Here is an 18,122-nt window from a genome sequence, read left to right on the forward strand (position 1 = left end):
GGCAAAACTCTTTATTTATCAGTAGTCAATAAGGTGGCTTGCTGGGCAGATGAACCAAAACGGTTTCCGGCCAGAAAAGCCAATAAACTGAGCAGTAGCGAGGGCACGATGGGGTGAAAGCCCAGGTACTGAACGTTAAAGGTGGCGAGCACGGCATACAACACGCCGCCAATGATCATGGCGCTTAGCGCGCCTGTCGCGTTTGCACGCTCCCAGTACAGGCCCAGCACCAGCGGCCATAAGAACACCGCTTCCAGGCCGCCGAAAGCCAGCAGGTTAAGCCAGATAATCATTTCCGGCGGTTTCCAGGCTGCGAGCAGTAGCAACGCACCTAACAGCAGCGTGATGATGGCTGACATCCGCTTCAGGCGAGTTTCGTTATGCATTTGCTCCGGGCGAATATTCAGATAGAGATCTTTAATGATCGTAGCGGAACTTTGCAGCAACTGGGCATTGATTGTCGACATAATGGCCGCCATCGGCGCGGCGAGAAAGATGCCGGCGGCAATCGGCGGCAGAACCTTAACCATCAGCGTTGGAATGACCAGGTCCGGTACGGTCAGGTCAGGAATCACCGCCCGTCCCAGCGCGCCCGCCAGGTGCATACCGAACATCAGGATCGCCACCACAATCGTGCCGATGATAATGCCGCGATGCACCGCTTTACTGTCTTTATAGGAGATGCAACGCACGGCAGTATGCGGCAGGCCGATCACGCCAAAGCACACCAGCACCCAGAATGAGGTCATAAAGGTCGGTGACAGAATGTCATCCGCGCCCTGCGGCGTCACCAGTTTCGGGTCGATCGTTTGCAGGGTTTCGACCGCGTGTCCGAGGCCGCCTGCCGCATGAACCACGCCGACCAACAGGACGATGGTGCCAATCAGCATGACCATGCCCTGCATCGTATCGTTGAGCACGCTGGCGCGAAAACCGCCAAATGCGGTATACAACGCGATGCTGACGCCAAAGATTAACAGCCCTGTTTCGTAGGGGATGCCCGCTGCGGTCTCAAGCAGACGCGCGCCACCAATAAACTGTACGGTCATCGCCCCGACGAAAGCCACCAGCAGGCTGAGGCTTGCCAGCCAGACCAGCAGACGGCTTTGATAGCGGGCAAACAGCATATCGTTAAGGGTGACGGCGTTGTAGCGCCGCGCCAGAATAGCGAACTTCTTACCCAGAATACCCAGCGAGAGCCAGACGGCGGGTAACTGGATCATCGCCAGCAATACCCAGCCCAGGCCGTATTTATAGGCCGCGCCCGGGCCGCCGATAAATGAGCTGGCGCTGATGTAGGTGGCGGTCAGCGTCATCGCCAATACAATTCCGCCCATCGAACGGCTACCGAGGAAATACTCATTCAGGAAGGTGCCCGTCGTCCTTTTTCGCATGGCATAGACCGACAGACCAAACACCACCAGCAGATAGGCGATAAGCGGCAGAATGACTTCAAGCTGCATCATCGTCCTCCAGAGGAATGTCGCGATAGATAAATTTCACCATAGCCCAGCACAGTAAAATGAAAACAAGCGGCGTCAGCAGGCAGGCCATTTCAAACCAGTGTGGAAGGCCCGTTATGCCGGGTGCCGCGCCTGGTAAGTAAGCAGTCACCAACCACGCAGCCAGATACAGAAGGGTCAGCCACAGCGCCCAACGCGCCTCTTTGTTGGCCTGAACAAAACGCGTGTCCATTTTTTGTCCCTTGTGGATGAAGAAAGCGGGGATTGTACCTTATGGGATGTACCGGAGGGAAAAAAACAAAAGGCCGGAAAACCGGCCTTTTTCAGTTAACGCATGCTTATTTTTCCTGAAGACCGAGTTTCTTCTCCAGATAGTGGATGTTGGTGCCACCGTGCTGGAAGTGCTCGTCGTTCATGATGCGGGTTTGCAGGTCAATGTTGGTTTTGATGCCATCAATGATCAGTTCCTGCAATGCGTTTTTCATACGGGCAATCGCCACGTCACGGTTTTCACCGTAGCAGATCAGCTTGCCGATCATGGAGTCATAGTACGGCGGTACGGTGTAACCCGCGTAGATATGGGACTCCCAGCGTACGCCAAAGCCGCCCGGCGCGTGGAAACGCGTGATTTTACCCGGGCTTGGCAGGAAGGTGTTCGGGTCTTCGGCGTTGATACGGCATTCTACCGCATGGCCTTTCACCACAACTTCTTCCTGCTTGATGGACAGCGGCTGGCCCGCAGCGATACGCAGCTGTTCTTTGATCAGGTCAACGCCGGTGATCATTTCAGTAACCGGGTGTTCTACCTGAATACGGGTGTTCATTTCGATGAAATAGAACTCGCCGTTTTCGAACAGGAACTCAAACGTACCTGCTCCGCGATAGCCGATATCGACGCACGCTTTGGAGCAACGCTCGCCGATGTAACGACGCAGTTCCGGGGTAATGCCCGGCGCTGGCGCTTCTTCGACCACTTTCTGGTGACGACGCTGCATGGAGCAGTCACGTTCTGCCAGATAGATAGCGTTACCCTGACCGTCAGCCAACACCTGAATTTCGATGTGGCGTGGGTTTTCCAGGTATTTTTCCATGTACACCATGTCATTGCTGAAGGCTGCTTTCGCTTCCGCTTTGGTCATGGAAATGGATTGCGCCAGTTCGGCATCGCCGCGCACAACGCGCATACCGCGACCGCCGCCGCCGCCGGACGCTTTGATAATAACCGGGTAGCCAATGCGTTTTGCAATGGCGCGGTTTTTATCCATATCGTCGCCCAACGGGCCGTCAGAACCCGGTACGCATGGAACGCCAGCCTGTTTCATTGCGCTGATTGCGGACACTTTATCGCCCATCAGGCGGATGGTGTCGGCCTTCGGGCCAATGAAGATAAAGCCGGAGCGTTCAACCTGCTCAGCGAAGTTGGCGTTCTCAGACAAGAAGCCGTAACCCGGATGGATTGCCACCGCGCCGGTGATTTCAGCGGCGCTGATGATAGCCGGGATGTTCAGATAGCTTTTTACGGACGGAGCCGGGCCAATACAGACCGTCTCATCCGCCAGCAATACGTGTTTTAAATCGCGATCCGCGCTTGAGTGCACAGCCACGGTCTTGATACCCAGTTCTTTACAGGCACGAAGAATACGCAGTGCAATCTCGCCACGGTTGGCGATGACAATTTTATCCAGCATGTTCGCCTCGTTATTCGATGACGACCAGCGGCTCGTCAAATTCTACCGGCTGACCACTTTCGACCAGAATTGCTTTCACCACGCCGGATTTATCGGCTTCGATCTGGTTCATCATTTTCATGGCTTCAACGATGCACAGGGTATCGCCCGCGTTAACTTTCTGACCGACTTCGACGAATGCTTTCGCATCCGGGCTCGGGGTGCGGTAGAAAGTACCAACCATTGGGGAACGTACGATGTGACCACTGATTTCCGCTGATGCAGCAGGCGCTTCCATTGCTGGAACAGCCGCCGGAGCGACAGCGTTAGACAGAGCTGGCTGCTGCATTGGCGCAGCATAAGCTTGTTGCATCACTGGAAAACCTGCGTTTGGCGCGGTGCGGCTGATGCGCACAGACTCTTCGCCTTCAGAAATTTCCAGTTCGGAGATGCCTGATTCTTCAACCAGCTCGATCAGTTTTTTAATCTTACGAATATCCATGAGTGGGTTCCGTACTCTTTGTTTAGTGTGATTGTGACAGGCGTTTTACCGCCGTCTGTAAAGCGTATGAGTAACCGTCAGCGCCGAATCCGCAAATAACGCCAGCCGCAATATCGGAAAGATACGAATGCTGGCGAAACGGTTCCCGCGCATGTACGTTGCTCAGGTGAATCTCGATAAACGGGATGCTCACCGCGAGCAGCGCATCGCGAATCGCAACACTGGTGTGCGTAAACGCGGCCGGATTAATCAGGATATAGTCCACAGTGTCTTTAGCCTGATGAATACGGTCGATGAGTGCGTACTCCGCGTTAGACTGCAAATGATCCAGCGTCACATTCAGCGCGTCGGCTTCTGCATTCAAACGGTTAACAATTTCCGTTAATGTCAGGGTGCCGTACTTATCGGGTTCACGGGTGCCGAGCATATTAAGGTTCGGACCGTTTAAAAGCAAAATGTGTAATTTGTCGGCCATCGTGCAGCTATCTCCTGCGATTCTCCGGTAAAAAACAAAATATACCTTTGATGCGCGATTGTCACCCTTTCAGCGGCTTAAAAACCCTGTCCGGGAAACCAAGGTCGCACATTATAACGATTTCGTAGCATTTGGCAGCTAAATACTGGTCTTATCAGGGAAGATTATCAACTGCTAACACGCAAAGACCCAAGGCGAGTCCTGGTTTTGCAACAAACCGCACATAACGGAGGCGTTACAGCATTTTGCCCGCAAACGACCGCCACCACTGGCGAAATGTCTTGTAGCGCCAGGCTAAAAGCGCCAGCGCCAGCAGGGCATAAATGACTGGCTGCGGCGATAAAATTTTTACCGACCACAGATAATGAATGGGAGCCAGAATCGCGACAAGATAAACGAAGTTATGCAAACGTTGCCAGCGTTTCCCCAGTTTTCGTTGCGCCGCCTGCGTGGAGGTCAACGTAAGGGCGAATAAAATGAACCAACTGATAATGCCCAACGTTAAATAAGGACGAGTGATTAACTCCTGGCCCAGCAGCGCCAGATTATTTATGCCCAGTTCAAGTAGCGCATAGCTGGTTAAATGCAGCGTGGCCCAGGCGAAGCACCATAACCCTAACAAGCGGCGAGTGCGGATCAATAATGGTTGTTTAGCGTAGCGCGCCAGCGGTGAAACCAGCAAGGTGGCGAGCAAAAATTTCAGCGCTGTCCTACCGGTAAAGTGTTGAATATCTTTGACCGGATCGGCGCTGAGCCCTCCCTGATTCACCGCCCAGACGAGCCAGAGAAACGGTAATAATCCGGCAAGATGCAGCAGTACTTTTAGCCAGACGATCTGTTTTTGTGTCAGACGCACTTAGAAATTCTCCCGCAGATCCAGACCGCGATATAAAGACGCCACTTCACTGGCATAGCCGTTAAACAGCAGCGTCGGCTGTCTTTGTACATCCAGAATGCCGCCCGCGCCAATAAAACGCTCGGTCGCCTGTGACCAGCGCGGATGATCAACGTGCGGATTCACGTTGGCGTAAAATCCGTATTCGTTTGGCGCGGCCAGATTCCAGGTGGTCGGCGGGCGTTCGCGGGTCAGTTTAATACTGACGATCGACTTAATCCCCTTGAACCCGTATTTCCACGGCACCGTCAGACGGATGGGGGCGCCGTTTTGCGGCGGCAGCGCTTTACCATAGACGCCGACAGTCAGCAGCGTGAGCGGGTGCATTGCCTCGTCCAGACGCAATCCTTCGACGTAAGGGTATTTTAGCCCGCCGCCGATAAAGCGGTCTTTTTGTCCCGGCATATCGTCGGGCGCGTAGATCGTTTCGAACGCCACATAGTTGGCATTGCTGGTGGGTTCGACCAGTGCGAGCAGTTTATGTAAGGGGAAGCCAATCCAGGGAACCACCATCGACCATGCCTCAACGCAGCGCATACGATAGATTCGCTCTTCCAGCGGGAAACGCGTCGTGAGCGCATCGTGATCGAGCGTTAAGGGTTTCGCTACTTCGCCGCTAATTTTCAACGTCCAGGGATCGGTTTTCAGGCTACCCGCGTTGGCGGCTGGGTCTGCTTTATCGAGGCCGAATTCATAGAAATTATTATAACCGGTGACTTTGTTTTCCGGCGTTAACGGGAGATCGTTTTGCCAGGCGGCGGGTTTGCTGAAATCAAGCGGCTTACCGGCAGGCGCAGGGGGACGATCGTTGCCTTTAAACCAGCTCAGCAGGTCGGCCTGGGCGGTGGCGGGCAGAGAAAGGGCGGCTGCGCTGATGCCTAAAGCTTTCAGTACCTGGCGGCGCTGCAACATAAAAACGGACTCCGCGGTTACGTCGGCTTCCGTCAGTTTTTTCATTTTCATAGCATCCTCCGTCATGCGTTTTTTTAAGCATGACGGAGGCGAAACGTTAACGCGAATATGTCACGAAAATTTGAAGATTAGGCAATCTTCACCAGCGTACGGCCCTGCGCCTGGTTATTGATGATGGCATCGGCGAATTTCGGCGCGTCTGCCAGCGTGATTTCTGTTGCAGCCTGCGCATAGAAAGAGGCTGGCAGGTCGTTGACCAGGCGTTTCCAGGCTTCTGCGCGGCGGGCAGGTGGGGTCATCACGGAATCCACGCCCTGCAAGCGGACATTACGCAGAATAAACGGCATGACCGTGGTGGGGAGCGCGAAGCCGCCCGCCAGACCACAGGCCGCAACGCAGCCGCCGTAGTTCATCTGCGCCAGCACTTTCGCCAGCACTTTATCGCCAACGGTGTCGATGGCCCCGGCCCAGAGTTGTTTTTCCAGCGGGCGGGATTCGGCAAACTCATCGCGCCCCAGAATGCGGTTGGCGCCCAGGCTACGCAGGTAGTCGTGGGTGCTTTCGCGTCCTGACACGGCCACAACCTGGTAGCCCAGCTTATGCAGCAACGCAACGGCAGTGCTGCCCACGCCGCCGCTGGCGCCAGTCACGACAATCTCGCCATCTTCAGGGCGAATGCCCGCGTCTTCCAGCGCCATCACGCACAGCATGGCGGTAAAACCGGCGGTGCCGATAATCATCGCATTTCGGCTATCAAGGCCTTTCGGGAGAGCAACCAGCCAGTCGCCTTTTACGCGGGCGCGCTCAGCCAGACCGCCCCAGTGGTTTTCGCCTACGCCCCAGCCGGTCAGTAAAACCTCCTGACCGGCATGGAAGCGGGGATCTTCACTGGCGCGTACGGTTCCGGCGAAATCGATGCCAGGAATCATCGGAAAGTTACGGATGATTTTCCCTTTCCCGGTGATGGCCAGAGCATCTTTATAGTTCAGGCTGGACCAGTGGACATCTACCGTTACATCCCCTTCCGGTAGCCGACTTTCTTCAAGGGTCTGAACGGAAGCAAGGGTTTTACCGTCCTGCTGTTCTAAGATCAAAGCCTGCATAACCTGTCCTCAATTTGCATAGTGGATTGGAAAAATATTTATGAAGACTATACTCGCTAATCAAAACGTGATGCCGATTCAACGCAATAAATTGCCAGATAGACCTGATTTGGTAGTATGCCCGCTTAGCTGTGCAATTTAACGGACTTCGCGTTCAGAGTTGCTCTTTCATGTCGTTTATAACTGTCGGAGTTAACACACGGATGCGATTAACGACGAAATTCTCAGCCTTTGTCACGCTGCTTACCGGGCTAACGATCTTCGTTACGCTCATCGGCTGCTCGCTGAGTTTTTACAATGCCATCGAGAATAAATTCACCAGCCGCATTCAGGCGGTCGCCACCGCTATTGACACGCATCTTGTCTCCTCTGATTTTGTCACGCTAACGCCGCAGATTAATGAACTGATGGTATCGGTCGATATCGTGCGCGTCGATTTGTTGCAGGATGGCCGCCAGGTGTATAGCCATTCGCGCAACAGCAGCTATCGGCCAGCGGGAAGCAACAACCTGTATCGTGAGCTGACGATTCCGCTGGTAAAACATCCCGGCACCTCGCTGCATGTGGTGTTTCAGGACCCGATGGGCAACTATTTTCACTCGCTCGTGACCACCGCGCCGCTCACGCTGGCGATCGGCTTTATCGTTCTCATCTTGTTCTTATCGGTACGCTGGCTACAGCGCCAGCTGTCCGGGCAGGAGCTGCTGGAAATTCGTGCAACGCGTATTCTGAACGGCGAACGCGGGCCGAATGCGCGAGGGTCGGTCTACGAATGGCCCGCGCGTACCAGCAGCGCGTTGGATATGCTGCTGTCTGAAATTCAGTTTGCCAGCGAACAGCGCAGCCGTCTGGATACGCTTATCCGTTCTTATGCGGCGCAGGATGTCAAAACCGGGCTGGGCAATCGCCTGTTTTTTGATAACCAACTGGCGACGCTGCTGGAAGATCAGGAAAAAGTGGGATCGCATGGCGTGGTGATGATGATCCGTCTGCCAGACTTTAACCTGCTTCACGACAGCTGGGGGCGCGATCTCGCGGAAGAACAGCTGTTTGCGCTGATTAATCTGCTGTCGACATTTATTATGCGCTACCCGGGTTCGCTGCTGGCGCGCTACCACCGCAGCGACTTTGCCGTCCTGTTGCCGCACCGCACATTGAAAGAAGCGGAGAGCATCGCCGGGCAGTTATTAAAAGCGGTAGATGCATTACCGGTTAATAAAAAGCTCGATCGTGACGATATGGTACATATCGGCATTTGCGCATGGCGTAGCGGTCAGTCGACGGAGCAGGTGATGGAACATGCCGAAGCCGCGACCCGAAATGCCGTGTTGCAGGGAGGGAACAGTTGGGCGGTGTATGACGATTCGCTGCCGGAAAAAGGCCGTGGCAACGTACGCTGGCGCACTCTTATTGAGCAGATGCTCAGCCGGGGCGGGCCGCGGATTTATCAGAAACCGGCGGTAATGCGTGAAGGACGCGTACATCACCGGGAGCTGATGTGCCGTATCTTTGACGGCGCCGAAGAGGTGATTTCGGCGGAATACATGCCGATGGTATTGCAGTTCGGTTTATCGGAAGAGTATGACCGCTTGCAAATTAGCCGTTTGATCCCGCTGCTGAAATACTGGCCGGAGGAAAATCTGGCGATGCAGGTAACGGTAGAATCGTTGATCCGCCCACGGTTTCAGCGCTGGCTGCGTGATACGTTGATGCAGTGCGAAAAATCGCAGCGAAAACGTATTATTTTTGAACTTGCCGAGGCAGATGTTTGTCAACACATCAGTCGGTTACAGCCTGTTATTCGTTTAATGAATGCGCTTGGCGTTCGGATCGCGGTGACACAGGCGGGTTTGACGCTGGTGAGTACCAGCTGGATTAAAGAACTTAATGTGGAATTACTGAAACTTCATCCGAGTCTGGTAAGAAACATTGAGAAACGAACGGAAAACCAGTTGCTGGTACAGAGCCTGGTGGAAGCCTGCACGGGAACGCATACGCAGGTTTACGCGACAGGCGTCCGTTCGCGTAGCGAGTGGCATACGCTGACGGGGCGCGGAGTGGCGGGCGGACAGGGGGATTTTTTTGCCTCCTCCCAACCACTTGACACCAACGTGAAAAAATATTCGCAAAGATACTCGGTTTAACCTGCCGTTTAATTTGTTTTCACGTAGAATAACGCGCGCTGTGCCTCATGGGGGTGTGCTTGTCTGCTCGCCAGATTGTTGCAGCAAATATGCAGGTAAACGACCTTTTACAGGTTGCAAATGAAGGCCAGGATTGCTGCTGATGTATTCAGTTCTGATGGACCCAGACAGAGATTTGTAACAAAGGAAACGTACTGCGCTAATTTTCACCGTAGCAGATGATTTTTGCGCCTTGTCGCTGCTGCGTGTGGTTGGTAAAGTAAGCGGATTTTGTTTTCCGCCCCAGCTTTCAGGATTATCCCTTAGTATGTTGAAAAAATTTCGTGGCATGTTTTCCAATGACCTGTCCATTGACCTGGGTACTGCGAATACCCTCATTTACGTAAAAGGACAAGGCATCGTATTGAATGAGCCTTCCGTTGTGGCCATTCGTCAGGATCGTGCCGGTTCACCGAAAAGCGTGGCCGCAGTAGGTCATGATGCGAAGCAGATGCTGGGTCGTACGCCGGGCAATATCGCTGCTATTCGCCCGATGAAAGACGGCGTTATCGCTGACTTCTTCGTGACTGAAAAAATGCTCCAGCACTTCATCAAACAAGTGCACAGCAACAGCTTTATGCGTCCAAGCCCTCGTGTGCTGGTGTGTGTACCGGTAGGAGCGACCCAGGTAGAGCGTCGTGCGATTCGTGAATCCGCACAGGGCGCTGGCGCTCGTGAAGTGTTCCTGATCGAAGAACCGATGGCTGCGGCAATCGGCGCCGGTCTGCCGGTGTCTGAAGCAACCGGTTCAATGGTTGTCGATATCGGTGGCGGTACGACGGAAGTGGCCGTTATCTCTCTGAACGGCGTGGTTTACTCTTCTTCTGTGCGTATTGGCGGCGACCGCTTCGACGAAGCGATCATCAATTATGTGCGCCGTAACTACGGTTCTCTGATCGGCGAAGCGACCGCAGAACGTATCAAACACGAAATCGGTTCTGCGTATCCGGGCGACGAAGTGCGTGAAATCGAAGTTCGCGGGCGTAACCTGGCGGAAGGCGTTCCACGCGGCTTTACCCTGAACTCCAACGAGATTCTGGAAGCGTTGCAGGAGCCGCTGACCGGTATCGTGAGCGCGGTGATGGTTGCGCTGGAACAGTGCCCGCCGGAACTGGCGTCTGATATCTCCGAGCGCGGTATGGTGCTCACGGGCGGCGGCGCGCTGCTGCGTAACCTTGATCGTCTGTTAATGGAAGAAACCGGCATTCCTGTCGTTGTTGCTGAAGATCCGCTGACCTGCGTGGCGCGCGGCGGCGGCAAGGCGCTGGAAATGATCGATATGCACGGCGGCGACCTGTTCAGCGAAGAGTAATCGGATACCGGCAGGGTGATGGTTTGATTACCCTGCCGACTCTGATACGAGAATACGCAAACTTATGAAGCCAATTTTTAGCCGTGGCCCGTCGCTACAGATTCGCCTTATTCTGGCGGTGCTGGTGGCGCTCGGCGTGATTATAGCCGACAGCCGCCTGGGGACGTTCAGCCAAATCCGCACGTACATGGATACCGCCGTCAGCCCTTTCTACTTTATTTCCAATGGTCCCCGTGAATTACTCGACGGCGTGTCGCAAACGCTGGCTTCGCGTGACCAACTCGAACTTGAAAACCGGGCGCTGCGCCAGGAACTGTTGCTGAAAAACAGCGAATTGCTGATGCTGGGGCAATACAAACAGGAGAACGCGCGTTTGCGCGAGCTGCTGGGTTCGCCGCTGCGTCAGGACGAACAAAAAATGGTGACTCAGGTCATCTCCACGGTTAACGATCCTTACAGCGATCAGGTGGTGATCGACAAAGGAAGCGTGAACGGGGTCTATGAGGGGCAACCGGTCATCAGCGACAAAGGCGTAGTGGGCCAGGTCGTTGCGGTGGCGAAACTGACCAGCCGCGTTCTGCTTATTTGCGATGCGACACATGCGTTGCCGATTCAGGTGCTGCGTAACGATATCCGCGTCATTGCCGCCGGTAACGGCTGCACGGACGATTTACAGCTTGAGCATTTACCGGCAAACACCGACATTCGCGTTGGCGATGTGCTGGTAACATCGGGTCTGGGCGGCCGTTTCCCGGAAGGGTATCCGGTGGGCGTGGTTTCGTCCGTCAAGCTGGACACCCAACGTGCTTACACCGTGATTCAGGCGCGTCCGACTGCGGGTTTACAGCGTTTGCGTTATCTGCTGCTGCTGTGGGGAGCCGATCGTAACGGCGCTAATCCGATGACGCCGGAAGATGTGCATCGCGTCGCTAACGAACGACTGATGCAGATGATGCCGCAGGTTCTGCCTTCGCCAGATGCGATGGGGCCGCCAGCGCCAATGCCGGACCCTGCCACGGGGATTAGCCCGGCGCCTGCCGCGCCTCAACAACCGTCGGCTACGCGCGCAACGGGGGGGCAATAGTGGCAAGTTATCGTAGCCAGGGTCGCTGGGTTATCTGGCTCTCGTTTCTTATTGCGCTATTGCTGCAAATCATGCCCTGGCCGGATGACATCATCGTTTTCCGGCCAAACTGGGTGCTCCTTATCTTGCTGTACTGGATACTCGCACTGCCGCACCGCGTAAATGTGGGTACAGGTTTTGTGATGGGTGCCATACTGGATCTGATCAGCGGCTCCACGCTTGGCGTGCGGGCCTTGTCGATGAGTATCATTGCTTATCTGGTTGCACTGAAATTCCAGCTATTCCGTAACCTGGCGCTCTGGCAACAGGCGCTGGTGGTGATATTGCTCTCACTGGTTGTGGACATTATTGTTTTCTGGGCCGAGTTTTTAGTGATCAACGTCTCTTTCAGACCGGAAGTATTCTGGAGTAGTGTAGTAAACGGTGTGCTCTGGCCCTGGCTTTTCCTGCTGATGCGCAAAGTGCGCCAGCAGTTTGCTGTGCAGTAAAGGTTTCTATGACTGACGTTTATCTTGCTTCCGGTTCACCTCGCCGCCAGGAGCTGCTTGCGCAGCTGGGAGTATCTTTTGCACGTATCGTTACGGGAATTGAAGAAACGCGTGGCGAAGGCGAAAGCGCGCAACAGTATGTCTCCCGTCTGGCGCGGGAAAAGGCGCTGGCAGGCGTGGCGCAAACGGCGCGCGACTTGCCGGTGCTGGGCGCCGATACTATCGTGATTCTTAACGGTGAAGTGCTGGAGAAACCGCGCGATGCAGAACACGCGGCGCATATGCTGCGCAAACTGTCGGGGCAGACGCATCAGGTGATGACGGCTGTCGCGCTGGCGGACAGCCAGTACGTTCTGGATTGTCTGGTGGTGACGGAGGTGACGTTCAGAACACTGAGTGATGAGGACATCGCGGGCTATGTCGCCAGCGGTGAGCCTATGGATAAAGCTGGAGCATACGGTATTCAGGGGCAGGGTGGCTGTTTTGTCAGGAAGATAAACGGCAGCTATCACGCCGTGGTCGGCTTACCGCTGGTTGAAACGTATGAGTTGCTGAGCAATTTTAACGCACTGCGTGAGAAAAGGGATAAACATGACGGCTGAATTGTTGGTAAACGTAACGCCATCGGAAACACGCGTGGCGTACATTGATGGCGGTATTCTTCAGGAAATTCATATTGAGCGTGAAGCGCGACGAGGCATCGTAGGCAATATCTACAAAGGCCGTGTAAGCCGTGTACTTCCGGGTATGCAGGCGGCTTTTGTAGATATTGGACTGGAGAAAGCCGCGTTTCTTCATGCTTCAGACATTATGCCGCATACCGAATGCGTGGCGGGTGAAGAACAAAAGAACTTCACCGTACGCGACATCTCTGAGCTGGTGCGTCAGGGGCAGGATCTGATGGTGCAGGTGGTAAAAGATCCGCTTGGCACCAAAGGCGCGCGCCTGACGACGGACATCACGCTGCCTTCCCGCTACCTCGTCTTTATGCCCGGCGCGTCGCACGTTGGCGTTTCTCAGCGTATTGAAAGCGAAACCGAACGTGAACGCCTGAAGAAGGTGGTGGCGGAGTATTGCGACGAGCAGGGCGGATTTATCATCCGTACGGCGGCGGAAGGGGTGTGCGAAGAGGATCTGGCGTCGGACGCCGCTTACCTCAAACGCGTCTGGACGAAAGTCATGGAGCGTAAAAAGCGGCCGCAAACGCGCTATCAGATGTACGGCGAACTGGCGCTGGCGCAGCGCGTACTGCGTGATTTTGCCGATGCCGAGCTGGACAGAATCCGCGTGGATTCGCGTCTGACGTATGAGGCATTGCTGGAATTTACTGCGGAATATATCCCCGAGATGACCAGCAAGCTCGAACACTACAGCGGTCATCAGCCGATTTTCGATCTCTTTGATGTTGAAAATGAGATTCAGCGCGCGCTGGAACGCAAGGTGGAGCTGAAATCCGGCGGTTATCTGATTATCGATCAAACCGAAGCCATGACCACCGTTGATATCAATACCGGGGCGTTTGTCGGGCACCGTAATCTTGATGATACGATCTTCAATACCAATATTGAGGCGACGCAGGCGATTGCGCGGCAGCTGCGTCTGCGCAATCTGGGCGGTATCATCATCATCGATTTTATCGACATGAATAATGAAGATCATCGCCGTCGGGTACTGCATTCTCTGGAGCAGGCGCTGAGCAAAGATCGCGTGAAAACCAGCATCAACGGCTTTTCGCAACTGGGTCTGGTAGAGATGACCCGCAAGCGTACCCGCGAAAGCGTGGAACATGTGCTATGCAATGAATGTCCAACGTGTCATGGACGCGGTACGGTGAAAACGGTGGAAACCGTCTGCTATGAAATTATGCGTGAAATCGTGCGTGTGCATCATGCCTACGACTCCGATCGTTTCCTCGTTTATGCTTCTCCGGCGGTGGCGGAAACGTTAAAAGGCGAAGAGTCGCACGCGCTGGCAGAGGTGGAAATTTTTGTCGGCAAGCAAGTTAAAGTCCAGATTGAACCGCTCTATAACCAGGAGCAATTTGACGTCGTAATGATGTAAAAGACCGCCGTTTCCAGGCCGGATAACGGGTTTGTGAGTCACATTTTTGGCAGACAAGGAGAGACGCGTGAGGCGATTGCCGGGGATATTACTGCTCACTGGAGCCGCGCTCGTCGTCGTCGTTGCGCTGCTGATCAGTGGATTGCGCCTTGCGCTCCCCCATCTGGATAGCTGGCGCCCGGCGATCCTCAGCAAAATTGAATCTGCCACGGGTATTCCTGTTGCCGCCAGCCAGTTGCATGCGAACTGGCAAACCTTTGGCCCCACGCTTGAGGCCCGGGACATCCATGCCAGTTTGAAAGATGGCGGCGAGCTTTCAGTAAAGCGCGTCACGCTGGCGCTGGATGTCTGGCAAAGCCTGTTGCACATGCGCTGGCAGTTTCGCGATCTCACCTTCTGGCAACTGCACATCCGCACCAATACGCCGATCCAACGCAGCGACAGCGACGAAGGCATTGAAACCAACCGTATTAGCGATCTTTTCCTGCGTCAGTTTGATCACTTCGATCTCCGGGACAGCCAAATTAGCTTTCTGACCTTATCAGGCCAGCGAGCTGAACTGGCGATCCCGCAGCTTACCTGGTTGAACGGCAAAGACAGGCACCGCGCGGAAGGTCAGGTCAGCCTCTCCAGCCTGACCGGGCAGCATGGCGTGATGCAGGTTCGTATGGATCTGCGTGACGACGATGGGCTGCTGAACAACGGTCGGGTCTGGCTACAGGCCGACGATATTGACGTGAAGCCGTGGCTGGGCAAATGGATGCAGGATAACGTGGCGCTGCAAACCGCGCGCTTTAGTCTGGAAGGCTGGATGACGCTCACGAAAGGCGAAGTCTCCAGCGGCGATATCTGGCTTAAGCAGGGCGGCGCGAGCTGGCAGGGCGATAATCATTCGCACACGCTTTCCGTTGATAACCTGACCGCGCACATTACGCGTGAACAGCCGGGCTGGCAGTTTTATATTCCTGACACGCGTATCACGCTGGATAGCAAACCCTGGCCGCGCGGCGCGTTAACGCTGGCCTGGGTGCCGGAACAAGAAGTTGGCGGTCAGAACAACATACGCAGCGATGAATTGCGTATTCGCGCCAGCAACCTTGAACTGGCTGATATGGACGGGCTGCGTCCGGTGGCGGCGAAACTCTCGCCTGCGCTGGGCGACATCTGGCAGGCCACACAGCCACGCGGAAAAATAGACACTCTCGCGCTGGATATCCCGCTACAGGCGACGGAGAAAACGCGTTTCCAGGCGTCGTGGGATAACCTCGCCTGGAAGCAGTGGAAGCTCTTACCGGGCGCGGAACACTTCTCCGGCACCTTGTCCGGCAGCGTGGAAAACGGCGCGCTGACTGCCTCGATGCAGCAGGCCGAAATGCCGTATGAAACCGTCTTTCGCGCACCGCTGGAAATTGAAAGCGGCGTGGCGACGCTCACCTGGCTGAAGAATGACAAAGGGTTTCAGCTGGACGGGCGCAACATCGACGTGAAAGCGAAAGCCGTACATGCGCGCGGTGGTTTTCGTTACCTGCAACCCGCCGGAGAGGAACCCTGGCTGGGGATTCTGGCGGGGATCAGCACCGATGACGGTTCACAGGCCTGGCGTTATTTCCCGGAAAACCTGATGGGCAAAGAGCTGGTTGATTACCTTAGCGGCGCGATTCAGGGCGGCGAAGCGGATAACGCCACGCTGGTGTATGGCGGCAATCCACATCTTTTCCCCTACAAACATAATGAAGGTCAGTTTGAAGTGCTGGTGCCGCTGCGTAACGCGAAGTTTGCTTTCCAGCCTGACTGGCCCGCGCTGACCGACCTCAACATTGAGCTGGACTTCCTGAACGACGGCCTGTGGATGAAGGCGGATAGCGTCAATCTGGGCGGTGTTAAGGCCAGCAATCTGACCGCGATCATCCCGGACTATGCCAAAGAAAAGCTGCTGATTGATGCCGATATCAATGGGCCGGGTAAAGCGGTCGGCCCGTATTTTGACGACACGCCGCTGAAAGATTCTCTCGGCGCCACGCTGGAGCAACTCCAGATTGACGGCGATGTGAATGCTCGCTTACATCTTGATATTCCGCTGGATGGCGAGCTGGTCACCGCCAAAGGGGACGTCTCGCTGCGTAATAATAGTTTGTTCATTAAGCCGCTCGACAGCACGCTGAAGAACCTGAGCGGTAAGTTCAGCTTCAACAACGGCAATCTTAAGAGCGAACCGTTAACGGCAAACTGGTTTAATCAGCCGTTGAACGTGGATTTCTCCACCAATGAAGGGGAAAAGGCCTATCAGGTCGACGTCAACCTTAACGGCAACTGGCAGCCGGGCCGTATGGGCGTGCTACCTGCGCAGGTGAACGATGCTATAAGCGGCGGTATGGCGTGGAACGGTAAAGTGGGCATTGCGCTTCCTTATCACTCTGGTGCGACATACAACGTAGAACTGAAAGGCGACCTGAAGAATGTGAGCAGTCACTTACCGTCACCGCTCGACAAGCAGGCCGGGGAATCCTTGCCGGTGAGCATTAAGGCTGACGGTAACTTGCGTGGCTTCGCGCTGACCGGCAGCGCCGGGAAGAATAATCACTTTAACAGCCGCTGGCTGCTGAATCAGAAACTGACGCTGGATCGGGCAATCTGGACAACGGATAGCCGCACCACGCCGACATTGCCTGACCGACAAGGCGTTGAGCTTAATCTTCCGGCAATGGATGGCGCAGAGTGGCTGGCGCTGTTCCAGAAAGGCGCGGCGGATAACGTTGGCGCAAAGACCAGTTTGCCGCAGCGCGTGACGCTACGAACGCCTTCGCTGTCGCTGGGCGGGCAACAGTGGAATAACCTGAGCATTGTCTCTGAGCCGTCGCTGAATGGTCAGAAGGTCGAAGCGCAGGGGCGCGAGGTTAACGCCACGCTGGCGATACGCAATAATGCCCCGTGGCAGGCGAACATCAAATACCTGTATTACAACCCGAGCGCGGCGAAGCGTAACGGCACGCAGGCGACCTCGCCATTCTCCTCCCTTGAGCGAGTCAGTTTCCGCGGCTGGCCTGATGTGCAGTTACGCTGCGTTGAATGCTGGCTGTGGGGGCAAAAATATGGGCGTATTGACGGCGACGTCGCGATTCAGGGAAATACGCTGACCCTGAGTAACGGGCTGCTGGATACGGGCTTCTCCCGGCTGACGGCTGAGGGTGTCTGGGTGAACACGCCGGGTAGCGAGCGCACGTCGCTGAAGGGGAAACTGCGCGGCCATAAAATTGATGCCGCAGCGGGATTCTTTGGCGTTTCGACCCCCATCCGCAACGCCTCGTTTAACGTGGACTATGACTTACACTGGCGTAACCTGCCCTGGCAGCCGGATGAGGCTTCCCTTAATGGCATTTTACGTACCCGCCTGGGGAAAGGTGAAATTACCGAGCTGAGCACCGGTCATGCGGGGCAGCTTCTGCGTCTGCTGAGTTTTGACGCACTGCTGCGTAAGCTGCGTTTTGATTTTAGCGATACGTTCAGCGACGGTTTCTACTTTGACTCTATTCGCAGTACGGCGTGGATCAAAGACGGTGTGATGCACACTGACGATACGCTGGTGGATGGGCTGGAGGCCGACATCGCCATGAAAGGTTCTGTCAATCTGGTGCGTCGGGAACTCGATATTGAAGCCGTCGTCGCACCGGAAATCTCCGCCACGGTAGGGGTTGCCGCCGCGTTTGCGGTGAACCCGATTGTCGGGGCGGCGGTATTTGCCGCGAGTAAAGTGTTGGGGCCGTTGTGGAGCAAAGTCTCCATTCTGCGCTATCGCATCACGGGCCCGGTAGACAAACCGCAGATTAACGAAGTCCTGCGCCAGCCGCGTAAAGAAAGCCAGCAATGATTTGACGGGGGCGAGTAATTGCCCCAATCTCAGTAAATAGAAATGAATGACGAACTGCAAAAGCCGGATGGCGCTGCGCTTATCCGGCTTACATAACTTCTACCGCAGTCCG

The 18,122-nt window shown here is 55.1% G+C and carries 15 protein-coding genes; 7 read left to right on the top strand and 8 right to left on the bottom strand.

The window, feature by feature from the left end:
• Window positions 1-11 precede the first annotated feature (11 nt).
• From panF to acuI, 8 genes are all read right to left on the bottom strand, one after another.
• The gene (panF, locus tag OGV83_RS15755) at window positions 12-1,463 is read right to left on the bottom strand and encodes a sodium/pantothenate symporter (RefSeq protein ID WP_047460907.1); all 1,452 of its coding nucleotides are present in this window, start codon (window positions 1,461-1,463) and stop codon (window positions 12-14) included.
• Window positions 1,453-1,695 (bottom strand): YhdT family protein, encoded by a 243-nt coding sequence (locus OGV83_RS15760; protein WP_012135393.1) that lies wholly within the window; start codon window positions 1,693-1,695, stop codon window positions 1,453-1,455. The genes panF and OGV83_RS15760 overlap by 11 nt, the downstream gene beginning before the upstream one ends.
• A gap of 106 nt (window positions 1,696-1,801) precedes the next feature.
• Window positions 1,802-3,151: an acetyl-CoA carboxylase biotin carboxylase subunit gene (gene accC, locus OGV83_RS15765; protein ID WP_012135392.1), complete on the bottom strand. Its 1,350-nt coding sequence runs from the start codon at window positions 3,149-3,151 to the stop codon at window positions 1,802-1,804.
• Window positions 3,152-3,161: 10 nt separating this feature from the next.
• Complete coding sequence (accB, locus tag OGV83_RS15770) at window positions 3,162-3,632, bottom strand: acetyl-CoA carboxylase biotin carboxyl carrier protein (protein WP_012135391.1); 471 nt, start codon at window positions 3,630-3,632, stop codon at window positions 3,162-3,164.
• Between the two features lie 22 nt (window positions 3,633-3,654).
• Window positions 3,655-4,107, bottom strand: coding sequence for a type II 3-dehydroquinate dehydratase (gene aroQ, locus OGV83_RS15775; protein WP_012135390.1), 453 nt, complete (start codon window positions 4,105-4,107; stop codon window positions 3,655-3,657).
• A 235-nt stretch (window positions 4,108-4,342) separates the two neighbouring features.
• Complete coding sequence (gene msrQ, locus OGV83_RS15780; RefSeq protein WP_058668165.1) at window positions 4,343-4,963, bottom strand: protein-methionine-sulfoxide reductase heme-binding subunit MsrQ; 621 nt, start codon at window positions 4,961-4,963, stop codon at window positions 4,343-4,345.
• Complete coding sequence (msrP, locus tag OGV83_RS15785) at window positions 4,964-5,965, bottom strand: protein-methionine-sulfoxide reductase catalytic subunit MsrP (protein ID WP_024130995.1); 1,002 nt, start codon at window positions 5,963-5,965, stop codon at window positions 4,964-4,966.
• A 77-nt stretch (window positions 5,966-6,042) separates the two neighbouring features.
• Window positions 6,043-7,017, bottom strand: a complete 975-nt coding sequence (gene acuI / locus OGV83_RS15790; RefSeq protein ID WP_047460914.1) for an acrylyl-CoA reductase (NADPH) — start codon at window positions 7,015-7,017, stop codon at window positions 6,043-6,045.
• Window positions 7,018-7,220: 203 nt separating this feature from the next.
• Here acuI and csrD point away from each other — a divergent pair, with 203 nt between their 5' ends.
• The 7 genes from csrD to yhdP all read left to right on the top strand — a co-directional run bounded on the left by csrD (window position 7,221) and on the right by yhdP (window position 18,010).
• Window positions 7,221-9,161, top strand: coding sequence for an RNase E specificity factor CsrD (gene csrD, locus OGV83_RS15795; RefSeq protein ID WP_047460917.1), 1,941 nt, complete (start codon window positions 7,221-7,223; stop codon window positions 9,159-9,161).
• 307 nt (window positions 9,162-9,468) lie between these two features.
• Complete coding sequence (gene mreB / locus OGV83_RS15800; RefSeq protein ID WP_000913396.1) at window positions 9,469-10,512, top strand: rod shape-determining protein MreB; 1,044 nt, start codon at window positions 9,469-9,471, stop codon at window positions 10,510-10,512.
• A 64-nt stretch (window positions 10,513-10,576) separates the two neighbouring features.
• Window positions 10,577-11,596: a rod shape-determining protein MreC gene (gene mreC / locus OGV83_RS15805; protein ID WP_012135384.1), complete on the top strand. Its 1,020-nt coding sequence runs from the start codon at window positions 10,577-10,579 to the stop codon at window positions 11,594-11,596.
• On the top strand, window positions 11,596-12,084 hold the full coding sequence (mreD, locus tag OGV83_RS15810; protein WP_012135383.1) for a rod shape-determining protein MreD: 489 nt from the start codon (window positions 11,596-11,598) through the stop codon (window positions 12,082-12,084). Before mreC ends, mreD begins: the two co-directional genes overlap by 1 nt.
• An 8-nt stretch (window positions 12,085-12,092) precedes the next feature.
• Entirely contained in the window at window positions 12,093-12,686 is a 594-nt protein-coding gene (locus tag OGV83_RS15815; RefSeq protein WP_071257705.1) for a Maf family protein, read from the top strand.
• Window positions 12,676-14,145, top strand: coding sequence for a ribonuclease G (gene rng / locus OGV83_RS15820; protein WP_012135381.1), 1,470 nt, complete (start codon window positions 12,676-12,678; stop codon window positions 14,143-14,145). Before OGV83_RS15815 ends, rng begins: the two co-directional genes overlap by 11 nt.
• A 67-nt stretch (window positions 14,146-14,212) precedes the next feature.
• Window positions 14,213-18,010, top strand: a complete 3,798-nt coding sequence (yhdP, locus tag OGV83_RS15825) for an AsmA2 domain-containing protein YhdP (protein WP_286464057.1) — start codon at window positions 14,213-14,215, stop codon at window positions 18,008-18,010.
• Window positions 18,011-18,122: the final 112 nt, after the last annotated feature.

The organism is Citrobacter sp. CK189, from assembly GCF_030333505.1.
In the GTDB taxonomy this organism is placed as follows: Bacteria; Pseudomonadota; Gammaproteobacteria; order Enterobacterales; family Enterobacteriaceae; genus Citrobacter_B; species Citrobacter_B koseri.

Bases quoted from the DNA above. Each gene is read 5' to 3' on its own strand.
- panF (WP_047460907.1), bottom strand. From the start codon at position 1,463: ATGCAGCTTGAAGTCATTCTGCCGCTTATCGCCTATCTGCTGGTGGTG.
- OGV83_RS15760 (WP_012135393.1), bottom strand. From the start codon at position 1,695: ATGGACACGCGTTTTGTTCAGGCCAACAAAGAGGCGCGTTGGGCGCTG.
- accC (WP_012135392.1), bottom strand. From the start codon at position 3,151: ATGCTGGATAAAATTGTCATCGCCAACCGTGGCGAGATTGCACTGCGT.
- accB (WP_012135391.1), bottom strand. From the start codon at position 3,632: ATGGATATTCGTAAGATTAAAAAACTGATCGAGCTGGTTGAAGAATCA.
- aroQ (WP_012135390.1), bottom strand. From the start codon at position 4,107: ATGGCCGACAAATTACACATTTTGCTTTTAAACGGTCCGAACCTTAAT.
- msrP (WP_024130995.1), bottom strand. From the start codon at position 5,965: ATGAAAATGAAAAAACTGACGGAAGCCGACGTAACCGCGGAGTCCGTT.
- acuI (WP_047460914.1), bottom strand. From the start codon at position 7,017: ATGCAGGCTTTGATCTTAGAACAGCAGGACGGTAAAACCCTTGCTTCC.
- csrD (WP_047460917.1), top strand. From the start codon at position 7,221: ATGCGATTAACGACGAAATTCTCAGCCTTTGTCACGCTGCTTACCGGG.
- mreB (WP_000913396.1), top strand. From the start codon at position 9,469: ATGTTGAAAAAATTTCGTGGCATGTTTTCCAATGACCTGTCCATTGAC.
- mreC (WP_012135384.1), top strand. From the start codon at position 10,577: ATGAAGCCAATTTTTAGCCGTGGCCCGTCGCTACAGATTCGCCTTATT.
- OGV83_RS15815 (WP_071257705.1), top strand. From the start codon at position 12,093: ATGACTGACGTTTATCTTGCTTCCGGTTCACCTCGCCGCCAGGAGCTG.
- rng (WP_012135381.1), top strand. From the start codon at position 12,676: ATGACGGCTGAATTGTTGGTAAACGTAACGCCATCGGAAACACGCGTG.